We start from the raw sequence: 15,961 nt of genomic DNA on the forward strand, positions 1-15,961 counted from the left end.
ATGGACCTCACCCTCAGCGACGAGCAGCGCCTGCTGCGCGAAAGTGCCGAACGCTTCGTGGCGGAAACTTTTAACCCCGAGCATCGCAAGAAAGCGGCGAACGATCCGCTGGGTTATTCGCCAGCGATCTGGAAACAGTTCGCCGAGCTCGGCTGGCTGGCGCTGCCGATCAGCGAAGCCCATGGCGGGCTTGGCGGCGGCGCGATCGAGATCGGACTGTTGATGGAAGCGTTCGGCCGCGGATTGGTGTCCGAGCCGTTCCTCTCCACGGTCGTGATCGGCGCCGCGCTGGTCGCCGAATGCGGCAACGAGGCGCAGAAGCAGGCGATCCTGCCTGCTGTTGCCGAGGGCAAGCTTACGCTCGCCTTCGCGCATTCCGAGCGCGCCGCGCGCTTCGACCTCGCTCTTGTCGACACCACGGCCGGCAACACCGCCGATGGCTGGCGGTTGAACGGCAGCAAGATCGCCGTGCTCGACGGCGCGGCCGCCGACCAGATCATCGTCTCGGCCCGTATCGCCAACGCCAATGGTGCATCCGGCAAGCTTGGCCTGTTCCTGGTGCCGGCGGGAACGTCCGGGCTCACCTTGCGCGACTACGCGCGGCTCGGCGGCGGGCGCGGCTGCAATCTCGATCTGAAAGACGTGCTGTTGCCCGCCGATGCGCTGCTCGGCGACGGCAGCGATGCGCTGCCCGCGATCGAAACCGTGGTCGACCGCGCGATGGCCGCGCTCGGCGCGGAGGCGGTCGGCATCATGCAGACGCTGCTCGACACCACGCTCGAATATACCAAGATCCGCAAGCAGTTCGGACGGCCGCTATCGGCCAACCAGGTGATCCGCCATCGCCTCGCGGACGTGGCGATGCAGGTCGACGAGGCGCGCTCGATGGCGTTGCGCGCCGCGCTGATGGCCAATGCCGAGCCCGTGGCCCGCAGCCGTGCGGCGTCCGGCGCCAAGGCGAAGATCGGCAAATGCGCGCGCTTCGTCGCCGAGCAGGCGGTGCAGCTGCACGGCGCGATGGGCGTCACCGAGGAGCTCGACATCGGCGCCTATTTCAAGCGGCTGCTCGCCTTCGATACGCTGTTCGGCAACAGCGCCCATCATTACCGCCGCCACGCCGCGCTCAGCGGCCGCGTCCACGCCTAACGGAGAGCGCACCATGGATCTAACCTTCAGCGCCGAGGAACGCGCCTTCGAGCAGGAAGTCCGCGATTTCATTGCCGGGAGCCTCACGCCGGAGATGAAGCGCGCCACCGCGCTGACGCCGTCGGTGTTCTCCGACCCCGATATCGGCATGGCCTGGCAGCGCGCGCTGCACAAGAAGGGCTGGGGCGCGCCGGGCTGGCCGGTGGAACATGGTGGACCGGACTGGACGCCGGCACAGCGCTGGATCTTCGAGGCCGAATGCGCCCGCGCCGGCGTGCCGAATGTCAACGTGATGGGTGTGAAGATGGTCGGCCCCGTCATCATCGGGTTCGGCTCGCCCGAGCAGCAGAACTTCTACCTGCCGCGGATTCTCTCCGGCGAGGACTACTGGTGCCAGGGCTATTCCGAGCCGGGCTCGGGCTCCGACCTCGCCTCGCTGAAGACGCGCGCGGTGCGCGACGGCGACGACTACGTCATCAACGGCACCAAGATCTGGACCACGCATGCGCACCACGCCAACCGCATGTTCGCGCTGGTGCGCACCAATGACGGCGAGCGGCAGCAGGACGGCATCAGCTTCATCCTGATCGACATGAAGACGCCGGGCATCACCACGCGCCCGATCCTGACCATCGGCGGCGACCACGAGGTCAACCAGGTGTTCTTCGACGACGTCCGGGTGCCCGTCGCCAATCGCGTCGGCGAGGAAGGCAAGGGCTGGACCTACGGCAAATATCTGCTCGAATTCGAGCGCGGCTCCGGCATCGCGTCGGCCAAGCTGCGCGAGGCGCTGAAGACGATCACCGATCTCGCTGGCTCCGACGTCACCGGCCGCGCCATCGAGGATCCCGATATCGCGATCCGGATGTCGGAGGTGGAGGTCGACATCGATGCGCTCGAGATGACCGAGCTCAGGGTGCTGTCCGCGCTGCAGACCGGGCAGAATCCCGGCGCGGTGTCGTCGCTGATCAAGCTCCGCGTCAGCGAGATCCGTCAGGCGGTGACGCGGCTCGGCGTCGACGTGATCGGCCAGGACGGGCTTGCCGTCGAGCCGGCGCGGCCGTTCTACCGGCTCAACCACGAGCCGGCGATCCCCGAAGAACTGCTGCCGGTGGTGCCGGAATATCTCAACGGCCGCGCCTATACGATCTTCGGCGGCTCGTCCGAGATCCAGCGCGACATCATCGCGAAGATGGTGCTGGGGCTGTAGGGCACTGTCGTTCCGGGCATCGCAAAGCGATGAACCCGGAACCTCGATGTTGTGGCGCGAGATTCCGGGTTCGCGTTGGCGCGCCCCGGAATAACGGCTACGCAGCCGTCACCTTGGCGTCGCGGATCGCCTGCCAGATCTTTGACGGCGTCAGCGGCGTGTTCAGCTGGGTGATCCCGACCTCGCTCAGCGCATCCATCACGCCGTTGGTGATGCAGGGCGGCCCACCGATCGCACCGGACTCGCCGCAGCCCTTGGCGCCCAGCGGATTGGTCTTGCACGGCGCGGAGCCATCGAGCGTCACCGTGATCGGCGGAATGTCGTCCGCGCGCGGGATGCAATAGTCCTGATAGCTCGCGGTCAGCAGCTGGCCTTCCTCGCTGTAGGCCACGCCCTCGTAGAGTGCCTGGCCAATGCCCTGGACAACGCCGCCATGCACCTGCCCGGTCACCAGCATCGGATTGACCGCGACGCCGACGTCGTCGACCGTGGTGTAGCGCACCACCCGCGTGACGCCGGTCTCGGGATCGATCTCGACCTCGCAGATATGCGTGCCGTTCGGCCAGCTCGGCCCGTCGACATTGCCCTCGCTCTCGACCGAGAGCTTTGCGCCGTTTTCCTTGGCCGCGATCTCGAACAGGCTGATGCGCCTGTCGGTGCCGACCACCGCGAGGAAGCCGTCGCGATACTCGATGTCCTCGACGGAGGCTTCCAGCAAATTGGAGGCCTTGTCGCGCGCCTTGTTGATCATGTCGTTGCTGGAGACCGCAACCGCGGTGCCGCCGACGAACAGCGAGCGCGAGCCGACGCTGCCGAAGCCGGTGGCGAGGTCCGTGTCGCCCTGGATCACATCGATCCTGTCCATCGCGATGCCGAGCGTATCTGATATCATCTGGGTGTAGGTGGTGGCGAGGCCCTGCCCCATCGCCATCGTGCCGGAATGCAGGATGACGCGGCCTTCGGCGGTCGCATGCAGCGAGACGTTCTCGGTGTGGGCGCGGCCGCCGGTCCATTCGATGTAGCTGGTCAGGCCGCGGCCGTAGAGCAGGCCCTTCTTCTTCGCCGCCTTCTTGCGCGCGGCAAAGCCGTTCCAGTCGGCCAAATCGGACGCGCGCTCCAGCATGTGCGCGAAGGCACCGGAATCGTACACCTGGCCGACCGCATTGGTGTAGGGCAGCTGCGCCGGCTTGATGTAGTTGACCTTGCGGATGGTGCGCGGGTCCATGCCGATCTGGCGCGCGGCCGCGTCGAACAGCCGCTCGACGATGAACACCGCCTCGGGCCTGCCCGCGCCACGATAGGCGCCGACCGGCGCGGTGTGGGTCATCACCGACTTCACCTCGAAATGCACCAGCGGCAGGTCGTAGACGCCGGTCTGCACGAACGGGCCGAGCACCAGCGGGATGATGTTGGCGGTGCCCGAGGAATAGGCGCCGGTGCCGCCGATCGAGCGCACCCGATAGGCCAGCACGCGGCCCTTGGCGTCGAGCGCGAATTCGCCGGTCGATGTGAGGTCGCGGCCATGGGTGCCGCCGACGAACTCGTCGGTGCGGTCGCCGCGCCAGCGGATCTTCTCATTCAGCTTGGTCGCGGCATAGGCGACGATGCCGTCTTCCGGATACAGGCTGGTCTTCTGGCCGAAGCCGCCGCCGATGTCGCCGACCAGCACGCGCACGCTGTCCTTCGGCCGCTTCAGGATCGATTCCGCCAGCAGGTCGCGGGTCGAGCCCGGTGTCTGCGACTGCACGTGCAGAATCAACCGTCCGGTCTTCTTCTCGATCTCGGCAATGGTCGAGCGCGGCTCCATCGCCGACGGCACCAGGCGCTGGCTGACCAGGTCGAGCGACACTTTATGCGCGGCGTTGGCGAAGGCTTCCTCGACCTTGGCGGCGTCGCCATAGCTCATCGCGGCCACGATGTTGTCAGGCGCCTCCGGCCAGACCGCCGGCGCCCCCGGCTTGATCGCCTCGACCGGATCGACCACCGAGGGCAGCACCTCGTAATCGATCTCGATCGCCTCAGTCGCGGTCTGCGCCAGCACGCGCGAGGTCGCGACCACGGCCGCGACGCCCTCGCCCGCGTAACGCACCACCTCATGCGCCAGCAGGCGCCGCGGCGGCACGGTCATCGGCGAGCCGTCGGGCCGCTTGAAGATCGCAAGCGTCGGCAGCGTGCCGATATCGTCCTTGACGAGGTCGGCGCCGGTATAGACGGCCTTGACGCCGGGCATCTCCAGCGCCGCCTTGGCGTCGATCGACTTGATGTTGGCGTGGGCGTGCGGCGAGCGCAGCACGTGCAGCCAGAGCGCGCCGTCCTGCGGCTTGTCGTCGATGAAATGTCCCTTCCCGGTGACCAGCCGCTGGTCTTCCAGACGCTTGACTGGCTGGCCCGCACCAAAACGCATATTGCCGGGAAGAATGTTCATCAGAGGGTCCTTCGAGCTTCCAAGAATTTCCAGAGAATTTGGCGGGGGTTTTAGCGGATTTTGGCGGCCTGACAACCACGCGCCGGCCGGAGGACAGGCGTCTCGTCGCGCGGCGCGCGGAAGCACAATCCGGTGGCACGCGTCAGGCCAGTGACGACACTATTGCGCCCGGCCGATATCGACGATGGCGACCTCGACATCGCGCGCCGAGCCGTCGCGGTTCACGCTGAGCCGCACTTTCTTGCCGACCCCGATCTGCTCGAGCTGATCGGCCAGATCGGAGAGCCGGTGGACCGGCTTGCCGTCGACCGCGGTGATCACGTCGCCGAGCTCACCGGTCGACATGTCGACCCCGCGTATCCCGGCGCGCTCGGCCGGCGACCCCGGTGTCGTGCGCACCACGATCAACCCTTCGGCACCGATACGGGTGGCGACCGCCTCATTCGCAGTCACGATGCCGATTCCCGGTGTCGGCACGCGGCCGTTGCGGATCAGCTCGGGAACCACGCGATTGACGATGTCGACCGGGATCGCGAAGCCGATGCCGGCATTGGAGCCCGACGGCGACAGGATCGCCGTGGTCACGCCGATCAGCCGGCCGGCGGAATCGAGCAACGGGCCGCCCGAGTTGCCCGGATTGATCGCGGTGTCGGTCTGGATCACATTGGAGATCTCGCGGCCGCTCGAGGTCGGCAGCCGGCGCTTGAGCGCGCTGATGATGCCGCTGGACATCGATTGATCGAGTCCGAACGGGTTGCCGATTGCATAGGCAAACTGGCCGACCTTCAGATCGGACGAGCTGCCGAGCGCCAACGACGGCGGCAGCTTGCGCGCGCTGCGGATGCGCAGCACGGCCAGATCGTAGTTCGGCGCCGTGCCGACGATTTCGGCGCGTACCGCTTCGCCGGAGGCAAAGCGGATCGCGACCTGGCTTGCGTTCTGCACCACATGGTTGTTGGTGACGACGTGGCCGTCATTGTCCCAGACAATGCCGGTGCCCGACGCCGCGCCGCCCTCCTGGTCCTCGCTCAGCGGATTGGCGGCGGTTTGCGTCACCACCTGCACGACCGATGGCGAGACCTTCTCGAAGATCTCAACATTTGCCTTTTCGGCATCCGACAGTGCGCCGCGCTCGGCGACCGCGCGGGCAGCCGGGCCGCTCCACGGCGCCTGACGAATGCTGCCGGCCGCGAAGATCAAGAGAACGGCCGCGATCACGGCCAGGACAAGGACGGTACGCCGATTCATTGGTGTGCTCCACGCAACAAACGCGCTGACCAAGCGGAGGTTTCCGGCATGGCCAAGGCGGATTGCCCGGCATTTTGCCGCGCGGCCCCCGACGGCTTCAGGCCAGATCGCGCAACGCCGCCTCGACCACCTTGCGCTGCTCGGCCGTGAGCGGCGCCTGCGGCGGCACGGGATCGCCGACATCGTAGCCCTGGCTCGCGAGCCCGGCCTTGATGCAGGCGGCGAGGTTGAAGCGGGCAAACGCCTCGTTGATGCGCCAGAGCTTGCGCTGCAGGGCCATCGCCTCGTCCCAGCGGGTGCGGCGGCACAGATTGTAGAGCTCGACGCTCTGCCGCGGGATGATGCAGGCCGGGCCGGCCATCCAGCCGTGGCCGCCGATCAGCATCACCGCGGCCGGAATATGGGCCGAGGCCGAGAACACTTTCAGGCTGTCGCCACAGCGGTTCATGATCGACAGCAGCCGGCCGGTGTTGGTCGAGGCGTCCTTGATGTAGCCGATGCGCGGATGCTCGGCGAGCCGCGCGATGACGTCGAGCGTGAGGTCGGAGCGCTGGAAATTCGGATTGGTGTAGATCACGACCGGAATGTCGACGGCATCGGCGATGGCGCGGAAATAGGATTCGACCTGCGCATCGGCGACCGGGAAATAGGCCTCCAGGATCGCGAGGATGCCGCTCGCGCCGCGCTTCTGGTAGGCCTTGGCCTGCGCCACCGCATCCGCCGTCGAGGTCGAGGCGACGCCGGCGACCACGGGCACGCGGCCCTGCGCGGCCTCAATCGTGGTCTGCACCACCTGCATGCGCTGCGCATTGTTGAGATAGGCGAACTCGCCGGTCGAGCCGAGCGGCGTCAAGCCGTGGACGCCGGCCTTGACCAGATCGTCGCAGAGCCGGCCCAGCACCTCGGTGCGGACATGGCCGGCGGGGTCGACCGGGGACACCAGGTACGGAAAGACGCCGTGGAAATCAGCCATTTGCGAGCCTCGTTGACGGCGAGACATAATCGGGATCGTGCGCAAAGGGAAGCGGCGCGCCGCCGCGCAAGGCGCCGAGCACGGCTGCGAAATCCGTGCCGGCGCGGAAACCGAGCAGCCGTTCGGCCTTGCTCGCGTCGTAGATCCGGCCGATCGATTTCGGCAGACGCCAGCCGCGCCGCGCGAACAGCGCCGGCGCATCGGGGAAATAGCGCGCAATAACCGCGGCCGCATCCGTCTTCAAGTCAGCGACATCGCCACGCTTAAGCGGCGTCGGCGCGCTGATGACAAAGACCTCGAAGCCGCGGATCTTGTCCAGCGCCACCACATGGGCATCGGCGGCGTCCTCGACCGTGAGGCGGCGGTACAGCAGCTCGGTCGCCTTCAGGTTCTCGCCATGGATGTCGCGGATCGTATCGTCATCCTCGGGGAAGAAGCGGCTGGTGCGCAGCACCGCGCAGTTCAGCCCGTGCTCGCGGCTGTACAGGCGGCACAGCCCTTCAGCGGCGAGTTTTGTCACTCCGTAAATGTTGCGCGGCTCGAGTGGCCCTGTCGTCTCGTCGAGCCACACCGCAGCATGGCCTTCCTCGTCGCGGATCGCCTGCGAGATCATCAGCGAGGTCGTCGAGGTGAAGACGAAACGGTCGTGGCCGGCAGCCACTGCCGCCTGCAGCAGGTTGAGCGTGCCTGTGACGTTGACGTCGACAAAGGCCTGCGGCGCGAACCGCGCGATATCGGGCTTGTGCAGCGCCCCGCCATGGATCACGGCCTCGATGCCGTGATCGGCGAACACGCGATCGACCACCGATCGTTCGGCTACCGAGCCTGTGACATCGGTCGCCTCACCCGGGACGACGTCGAGGCCGACCACGTCATGGCCGGCCTGTCGAAGCCGCGGCGCGAGGAAACGGCCGAGCCAGCCGGAGGAGCCGGTCAACAATATTCGCATGAATTCCGCCCGGCCCGCGCCTTTCAGAACACCTTGGCGATCGCGGCCTGCGCGTCGCCCTGGATCTGCTTCAGATGATCCGGCCCGCGGAAGCTTTCGGCGTAGATCTTGTAGACATCCTCGGTGCCGGAGGGACGCGCGGCGAACCAGCCCGCCTCGCTCTCGACCTTGATGCCGCCGAACGGCTGGTCGTTGCCCGGCGCCTTGGTCCTGACCGCGCGCACGGTGTCGCCGGCGAGCTGCGTCATGTTGAGCTGCTCGGGCCCGAGCGCCTTCAGCGCGTTCTTCTGCTTCGGCGTCGCCGCCACATCGATGCGCTCGTAATAGGGAACGCCGAGTTCGGCGGTCAGCTCGCCAAACAATTCGCTCGGATCGCGGCCGGTCCTGGCGATGATCTCGGCTGCCAAGAGGCCGAGGATGATGCCGTCCTTGTCGGTGGTCCACACCGAGCCGTCGCGCTTCAGGAACGAAGCGCCCGCGCTCTCCTCGCCGGCAAAGCCGAAGCCGCCGCTGCCGAGCCCGTCGACGAACCATTTGAAGCCGACCGGCGTCTCGACCAGCTTGCGGTTCAGCTTCTTCGCCACGCGATCGATGATCGAGCTCGACACGATGGTCTTGCCGATCGCGGCGTTCTTGCTCCATTGCGGCCGGTGCGTGAACAGATAGGCGATAGCGGTGGCGAGGAAGTGGTTCGGGTTCATCAGCCCGTTCGAGCGGGTCACGATGCCGTGGCGGTCGGCGTCGGTGTCGTTGGCAAAGGCGACGTCGAACCGGTCGCGCATCCCGATCAGGCTCGCCATCGCATAAGGCGACGAGCAGTCCATCCGGACCTTGCCGTCCCAGTCCGCGGTCATGAAGCGGAAGGTCGGATCGACCGCCTCATTGACGACGCTGGCGTTGATGCCGTAGCGCGCGATGATCGGTTGCCAGTAATGCACCGCCGCGCCGCCGAGCGGGTCGATGCCGATCTTGACGCCGGCGGACTTGATCAGCGCGAGATCGACGGTGTTGCCGAGATCGGCGACATAGGGCGTGATGTAGTCGTGCAGATGCGTGGTCGCGGCCTTGCGCGCGCGATCATAGGGCAGCCGCGCGACGCCCTTGAGGCCGGCCTCGATATAGCGGTTGGCGTTCTTCTCGACCACGGCGGTGACGTCGGTGTCGGCCGGACCGCCATGCGGCGGATTGTATTTGTAGCCGCCGTCCTCCGGCGGGTTGTGTGACGGCGTGATGACGACGCCGTCGGCAAGGCCCGTGCTGCGGCCCTTGTTGTAGCTCAGGATCGCGTGCGAGATCACCGGCGTCGGGGTGTAGCCGCCCTGCGCGTCGATCATGATCTCGACGCCGTTCGCCGCGAACACCTCGACCGCGCTGGCCAGCGCCGGCTCGGCCAGCGCATGGGTGTCGATGCCGATGAACAGCGGTCCGGTGAGGCCCTTCTCGCTCCGGTAATCGCAGATCGCCTGCGTGGTGGCGAGGATATGGTCCTCGTTGAAGGAATTCTTCAGCGACGAGCCGCGATGGCCCGAGGTGCCGAACGCAACCCGCTGGGTCGGATCGCTGGCATCGGGCTTGCCGGCAAAATAGGCCGTGACCAGCCGCGGCACATTGGCGAGCGAGGCGGGATCGATGGGTTTTCCGGCGGCAGGATTTGGTGCAGTCACGTGACCTCTCAGATCTGGTATCGCCGACCATCTGCGCAATGGTGTTGCCATTGCGTGATATCTTGGCGTGCTACCATGGCGGCTTACGTTCAATCAAGCCGAGGGCTTTTCGTTCCTTGCCCACCGCAGCAATGCTTTAGCTTCTTGTTTGAGCATGATCTCCGCGCAAACGCTTTGCGTTTGTCGCAAGGGAAAACCGCTTCGCACTTTGCGCTAACGCGGCCCTTCGGGTCCGGATCATGCTCTACGACACATCGATCTGCTGCACCTTCTCGCGCAATTCGTCGACCAGCACCCGCTTGTTCTCGGTATAGTCGATCGGCACCACGACGAGGTGCACGCCGCCGCCGGAAAACGCCCGTTCCAGGGTCGGGACGATTGCATCCGTGCTCGCGATCCGCGAACCCTTGGCGCCGTAGCTTTCGGCGTATTTGACGAAATCCGGATTGCCGAAGGTCAGGCCGAAATCCGGGAAATGATCGACCGCCTGCTTCCAGCGGATCATGCCGTAGGCGGAATCCTCCAGGATCAGGATGACGAGATTGAGCTTGAGGCGGACCGCGGTCTCGAGCTCCTGCGAGTTCATCATGAATCCGCCATCGCCACAGACTGCGAGCACGCGGTTGTTCGGATACAGCATCGCCGCCATCATCGCCGACGGCAGGCCGGCGCCCATGGTCGCGAGCGCGTTGTCGAGCAGCAGCGAGTTGGCAAGCAGCGTACGGTAGTTGCGCGCAAACCAGATCTTGTACATGCCGTTGTCGAGCGCGACGATGCCGTCCTCGGGAATCACCTGCCGCACATCGTGCACGATGCGCTGCGGCGTCGGCGGCCAGCGGCCCTCGGTGGCGCGATCGGTGATCTTCGCCAGAATGCTCTGGCGCAGGCTGAGCAGCGCGCTGGCATGCGGCAGCTTTCCCTCGACCCGATCGGCCAGCAGCTTAAGACTCGGACCGACGTCGCCGATCACCTCGCATTGCGGGAAATAGACCTGCTCGACCGTTGCCGGCATGTAGCTGACATGGATCACCTGCGGCCCCTTAGGGCCCATGATGAAAGGCGGCTTCTCGACTGTGTCGTGACCGATCGCGATGATGAGGTCGGCGCGGTCGATCGCCTCGTGCACGTAGTCGCGCTCGCTCAGCGCGGCGGTCCCCATATAGTGATTGGTGCCGCCGGATACAGTGCCCTTGCCCATCTGTGTCGTGAAGAACGGGATCTTCGTGCGCCGCACGAAGTCGCCGATCCCGGCAGTCGAACGCGGACGCGATGCCGCAGCACCAAGCATGATCAGCGGGCGCTGTGCCTTCAGGATCATGTCGGCGGCGCGGTCGAGCGCGGCGGCGTGCGCGATCGGAATCTCGATCGGATGCGGCGGTATCATTTCGACCGGCGTCGTCTCGTCGCCTGCGATGTCTTCCGGCAGTTCGAGCAGCACCGGCCCCGGCCGTTCCTGCGTCGCAATGCGGAAGGCGTCACGGACCAGCGTCGGAATGGTCGCACCGCTGACGATCTGCAGAGACAGCTTGGTCAACGGACGAAACGTGTTGACGATGTCGACGATCTGGAACTTGGCCTGCCGGCTGCTCAGGATGCCCTTCTGGCCGGTCAGCATCACCATCGGCATCGCGCCGAGCAGCGCATAGGCGGCGCCGGTGGTCAGGTTGAGCGCGCCGGGGCCGAGCGTCGTCATGCAGACGCCGGGCTTTCCAGTCAGCCGGCCATAGGTCGCCGCCATGAACGCCGCGGCCTGCTCGTGGCGCGTGACGATCAGTTTGATCGAGGATTTGCGCAGGCTCTCGACGACGTCGAGATTCTCCTCGCCGGGGACGCCGAACACCCGCTCCACGCCCTCATTCTCGAGGGCCGCGACCAGCAACTCGGAACCTTTGACCATCTCAGCCTCGCATCGTTGATTGCATGCCGCGCACGGAGCATAGCCGCATCGCGCGCTGCCGGAAACTCCCTCGCGATCTCACGACTTGTGCGCCCTGATCCAGGCGTCGGCGGCGGGCAGCACGCGCGCGGCAAGATCGGCTGAAATTGCGATCGCCTGCACGGATCGCGCCACCATCACCCGTCCGCCGGTGGTTGATTGCGACGGAGCAAACGCGGCGAGTTCCGCCGCGTGGTCCTCATCGGTAAAATTGGTCATGAAGTTCGGCACGAACTGGTCGCGGAAGTTCGGTCCCTGCCTTGCCAGCAACGTATCGAAATTGGTCCTGACGAAGTTCCAGGCGAGCTGCGGCTGCTCGCCTGAGGACGCAACCGCGTTGATCATCCCCGTCACGATCGTGTCGGGCAACTCATTGGTCAGCGTCAAGGCCAGCGTCGCCCGCGCCATTTCGGCATCGCGGGCACTTGCCGCCGCGAGATAATAGCGCAGCCGTTCATTGGTCGCCGTGCTGTTGCGCGCCATCGCCAGCAGCTGGTCGTAGGTCGCCCGATCGGCAGTCACACCGACAACATGCGTGACGGCATCGCGCAATGCGGTCGGAAGCGAATTGGGATCGTCGACGAATGCCGCAAAGCGCCGCTTCGCTTCTGCCACAATAGCCGCATCCCCGAGGTCGCCAAGCGTCGAGATCAGGCTTGCACGCAGCAATGCAGTGTCATCGCCGCCTGAACCGGCGCCGTCCCATCCGATCCGATCGAACACCGGGCGCAGCTTGGCGCGGGCATAGGCCTGGATCACCGGCCGCTCGGTGCGGCCGCGCGACAGACGGTTCAGTGAAGCGAATGTCGAGATCACCTGGTCCCACACCGCGCGATGGTCACCGGCATCGAGCGCATCGAGCAGCGCGAGATAGGATGGCGCCTCCGCGCGGCCCGCCTGCACCAGCGCCCAGCTGTCGGTGACGACATTGAGACGGTCGGCGATTTGCATTTGCGGGAAGGCATTCAGCAACGCCGCACGGTTCTTCGGGCCGTACTCGACCCTGTAGTATCCGACGTCGCCGAGATTGACCTTGATCGCATCGCCGCAGGCGCCGGCCGGGATATTGGTGCTCCCCTTCAGCAATATCTCGTCAAACGGCTTGCCATGCGTCGGCCCGACCGCGACCGGAATCTGCCAGTTGCGGGCCGACAGCGGCGGATTGTTGGCCGGCGCGATCACGAAGCGATCCTGCCGCAAGGTCAGACGTTGCGCGGCGCCATCGCAGGCCGCCTCGGCCACGACCAGCGGCACGCCGTCCTGCTCGGTGAAGGAGGCGGCGATCCCGGTGATCGCCTTGCTGCCGCTACTCTCGAGCGCCTGCCAGAGATCAGCGGTCGTCGCGTTGCTGTAGGCATGCGCGGCCATGTATTTGCGGATGCCGTCGCGGAACGCCTGTTCGCCGAGATAGGTCTCGAGCATCCGGATCAGCGCCTGCCCCTTGTTGTAGGTAATGGCGTCGAATGCCGTGACTGCCTCACTGTGATCGGCAATCGGCTGCTGCACCGGATGCGAGGTGCGCCGCGCATCGAGCGTCATGGCAAACTGCTTCGCGCCGTAGCCGTTCAGCCAGCCCTGCCACTCTGGATAGAACTGCTCCGAGGCCTTGGTCGCCATCCAGCTGGCAAAACCCTCGTTGAGCCAGAGATTGTCCCACCACGCCATGGTGACGAGATCGCCGAACCACATATGCGCCATCTCATGCGCGATGATCGCGAAAATGCCGCGCCGCGCGGTCTCGGCATTGGTCGCGGGGTCGAACAGCAGCCGGCTTTCGAAGAAGGTGATGCCACCCCAATTCTCCATCGCGCCGCCGAACCCGCCGGGAACGGCGATCAGGTCGAGCTTCGGCAGCGGATATTTGACGCCGAAATAGTCGTTGTAATAGGCAAGCAGCTTCACCGCGCTGTCGAGCGCGAACCGGCTCTGCCCGCCCTTGCCCTCCGTCGTCACCACGCCGACCGTGACGCCGCCGGCATCCGCCGTGACGCGCTCGAGCTCGCCGACCGTGAGCACGAACAGATAGCTCGACATCTTCGGCGTCGGCGCGAACGTAACCTTCTTGAGATCGCCGGCGACCGGCTCTTCGCTGGTCACCGGCATGTTGCCGACCGCAAGCAGATTGCGCGAAATGACGACGGTTAGCGCGAAGCTCGCCTTGAACGACGGCTCATCCCAGCACGGGAAGATCCGCCTTGCATCGGCCGGCTCCAGCTTGCTGGAGATCATCCGCTTGATCCCGGTTTTGGTCGGGTAGTCGACCGAGAACAGGCCGGTGCCGAATTTATTGATCTGCGCCGTGAAGGCGATGCGCAGCTTGTGGCGGCCGGCCGCAAGCGGCTTGGCGAAAGTCAACGTTGCGGTCTGCACGGCGGCGTCGGTCGCGACCTCTGCGCGCTGCGCGCCGTCATCGATCGTGACCTCGGTGAAAGTCGTGTTGATCGCGTTCAGCATCAGCTGCGCGGTCACCTCGCGCACCTCGATATCGACGGTCTCGACGCCGGGCAGAGCGAGGCTCGCGATGTCAGGCGTCAGCTCGATCGCGTAATGCAACGGGACGACCGTCTTCGGCAGCTTTCCGGGCGTGTGGTCGAACGAAAATGTCTGCTCGGCCTGCGCGCTTGCGGCCATCGCCAAAGCCAAGCCGATCGCAGTGGCAAGACGCCGCAGCAGCGCCCTTCGGACATGGGTTGCAGGCTTGTTCATCGCGCGCAGCTCACGGGGATCTCGGGGATATTCGGATGTCATTGCGGAAGGACGTAGCAGGCAATCTAGTAGAGAAAATGTCGCCACAAAACTGACAACTCCGCGACATTGGCGTCACAATGCTTCGCATTGATTGGTGCGCCGCTCGCCACGGCGCTTTGGCCTGCTGACCCTTGTTGCTCAACGGCGGGATGGAAGGTTAACGTACGGATCGCATTCCAGCGGCAACGTCCGCGACGGGAGACAACAATGTTCGGAAAGTTCTCGCGCCGGCAGTTTGCGGGCCTCGCAGGCCTCTCGGCGCTCGGTTTGACCGGCCCTGCCGAGGCTGCAAACCGTGCGTCGCGGCCGGACGGCACGACCTTTCCCACGGGCTTCGTCTGGGGCACCGCGACCTCGTCCTACCAGGTCGAGGGTGCGGTCAATGAGGACGGCCGCGGCCCATCGATCTGGGACACATTCACCCATACATCGGGCAAGATCGAGGACGGCTCGACCGGCGACCGCGCCAACGAACACTATCACCGCTACAAGGAGGATGTCCGCCTTATCAAGGAACTCGGCGCCAGGGCCTATCGCTTCTCGATCGCCTGGCCGCGGGTGTTTCCCGACGGCACCGGGGCGCCGAACCCGAAGGGCCTCGACTTCTACAACCGCCTGGTCGACGAGTTGCTTGCGAACGGCATCGAGCCCTACGCCACGCTCTATCACTGGGACCTGCCGCAGGCGTTGCAGGACCGTGTCGGCGGCTGGCGCTCGCGCGACACCTCGAAGGCGTTCGGCGACTATGCCGGCTACGTGGCGCAGCGACTGACCGACCGCGTGAAGAACGTCTTCACCCTCAACGAGGTCGGGCGTTTCCTGCCGTTCGGCTATGCGCTCGGCGTCGACGCCCCCGGGCTGAAGCTGCCGGCGGGCGAGGTGAACCAGGCGCGCCACCACGTCGCTCTGGCGCATGGCCTTGCGGTGCAGGCGATCCGCGCCAAAGGCCGTGCCGGCACGCGGGTCGGGCCGGCCGAGAACATCACCGCCTGCGTGCCCGCCTTCAACACGCCGGAGAACATCCGCGCCACCGAGATCGCGACCCGCGAGCTCAACGCAGGCTTTCTCGGCGTCGTCCTCGAAGGCAAGTACACCGAAGGCTTCCTGCAATATGCCGGCGCGGATGCGCCCAAATTCACCGCGGACGAGCTGAAGATCATCGCACAGCCCAATGATTTCGTCGGGCTGAACATCTACGCGCCGCAATGCTACATCCTCGCGACCGATAATGCGCCCGGTTGGAAGCCGCTGCCGATGCCGGCTTCCTTCCCGCATATGAGCTCGGAATGGCTGCGGATCGCGCCCGAGGTGATCTACTGGGCGCCGCGGATTGCCGCCAAGCTGTGGAACATCAAGAGCATCTATATCAGCGAGAACGGCACGTCCGGCGAGGACAAGGTGCATCCGGACGGGCAGATCTACGACCTCGACCGCATCATGTTCCTGCGCAACTACCTTGCGCAGTTGCAGCGCGCGACCGCCGACGGCGTCCCGGTCCACGGCTATTTCCTGTGGAGCCTGATGGATAATTTCGAATGGATCTTCGGCTATGAGAAGCGCTTCGGCCTCTACCGGGTGGATTTCGAGACCCAGGCGCGGGTGCCGAAATTGAGCGCGGCATTCTACCGCGACGTGATCGCGCGCAACGCGATCGGGGTTTGA

The 15,961-nt window shown here is 65.8% G+C and carries 10 protein-coding genes; 3 read left to right on the top strand and 7 right to left on the bottom strand.

Going from position 1 to position 15,961, the window contains the following annotated elements:
- On the top strand, window positions 1-1,146 hold the full coding sequence (locus tag ACE10X_RS34385; RefSeq protein ID WP_038386226.1) for an acyl-CoA dehydrogenase family protein: 1,146 nt from the start codon (window positions 1-3) through the stop codon (window positions 1,144-1,146).
- Between the two features lie 13 nt (window positions 1,147-1,159).
- The gene (locus ACE10X_RS34390) at window positions 1,160-2,356 is read left to right on the top strand and encodes an acyl-CoA dehydrogenase family protein (protein WP_038386225.1); all 1,197 of its coding nucleotides are present in this window, start codon (window positions 1,160-1,162) and stop codon (window positions 2,354-2,356) included.
- 97 nt (window positions 2,357-2,453) lie between these two features.
- On the opposite strand, the gene ACE10X_RS34395 is transcribed toward ACE10X_RS34390, so the two are convergent.
- The 7 genes from ACE10X_RS34395 to ACE10X_RS34425 form a co-directional block, all read right to left on the bottom strand.
- A complete protein-coding gene (locus tag ACE10X_RS34395; RefSeq protein WP_375763430.1) occupies window positions 2,454-4,781 on the bottom strand; it encodes a xanthine dehydrogenase family protein molybdopterin-binding subunit in 2,328 nt (775 codons plus the stop codon).
- Between the two features lie 159 nt (window positions 4,782-4,940).
- Complete coding sequence (locus ACE10X_RS34400; RefSeq protein WP_038386223.1) at window positions 4,941-6,029, bottom strand: S1C family serine protease; 1,089 nt, start codon at window positions 6,027-6,029, stop codon at window positions 4,941-4,943.
- Between the two features lie 97 nt (window positions 6,030-6,126).
- On the bottom strand, window positions 6,127-7,002 hold the full coding sequence (locus tag ACE10X_RS34405) for a dihydrodipicolinate synthase family protein (RefSeq protein WP_038386222.1): 876 nt from the start codon (window positions 7,000-7,002) through the stop codon (window positions 6,127-6,129).
- On the bottom strand, window positions 6,995-7,951 hold the full coding sequence (locus ACE10X_RS34410; protein ID WP_038386221.1) for an NAD(P)-dependent oxidoreductase: 957 nt from the start codon (window positions 7,949-7,951) through the stop codon (window positions 6,995-6,997). The genes ACE10X_RS34405 and ACE10X_RS34410 overlap by 8 nt, the downstream gene beginning before the upstream one ends.
- A gap of 23 nt (window positions 7,952-7,974) precedes the next feature.
- Complete coding sequence (pgm, locus tag ACE10X_RS34415) at window positions 7,975-9,615, bottom strand: phosphoglucomutase (alpha-D-glucose-1,6-bisphosphate-dependent) (RefSeq protein WP_375763431.1); 1,641 nt, start codon at window positions 9,613-9,615, stop codon at window positions 7,975-7,977.
- 244 nt (window positions 9,616-9,859) lie between these two features.
- The gene (locus ACE10X_RS34420; RefSeq protein WP_375763432.1) at window positions 9,860-11,512 is read right to left on the bottom strand and encodes an acetolactate synthase large subunit; all 1,653 of its coding nucleotides are present in this window, start codon (window positions 11,510-11,512) and stop codon (window positions 9,860-9,862) included.
- 78 nt (window positions 11,513-11,590) lie between these two features.
- Window positions 11,591-14,257, bottom strand: a complete 2,667-nt coding sequence (locus ACE10X_RS34425) for a M1 family metallopeptidase (protein ID WP_038386234.1) — start codon at window positions 14,255-14,257, stop codon at window positions 11,591-11,593.
- Between the two features lie 249 nt (window positions 14,258-14,506).
- Between ACE10X_RS34425 and ACE10X_RS34430 the strand changes: the two genes are divergently transcribed.
- Window positions 14,507-15,961, top strand: coding sequence for a GH1 family beta-glucosidase (locus tag ACE10X_RS34430; RefSeq protein WP_038386218.1), 1,455 nt, complete (start codon window positions 14,507-14,509; stop codon window positions 15,959-15,961).

It is taken from the genome of Bradyrhizobium sp. Pha-3, from assembly GCF_042258325.1.
GTDB classification, from domain to species: Bacteria; Pseudomonadota; Alphaproteobacteria; order Rhizobiales; family Xanthobacteraceae; genus Bradyrhizobium; species Bradyrhizobium elkanii.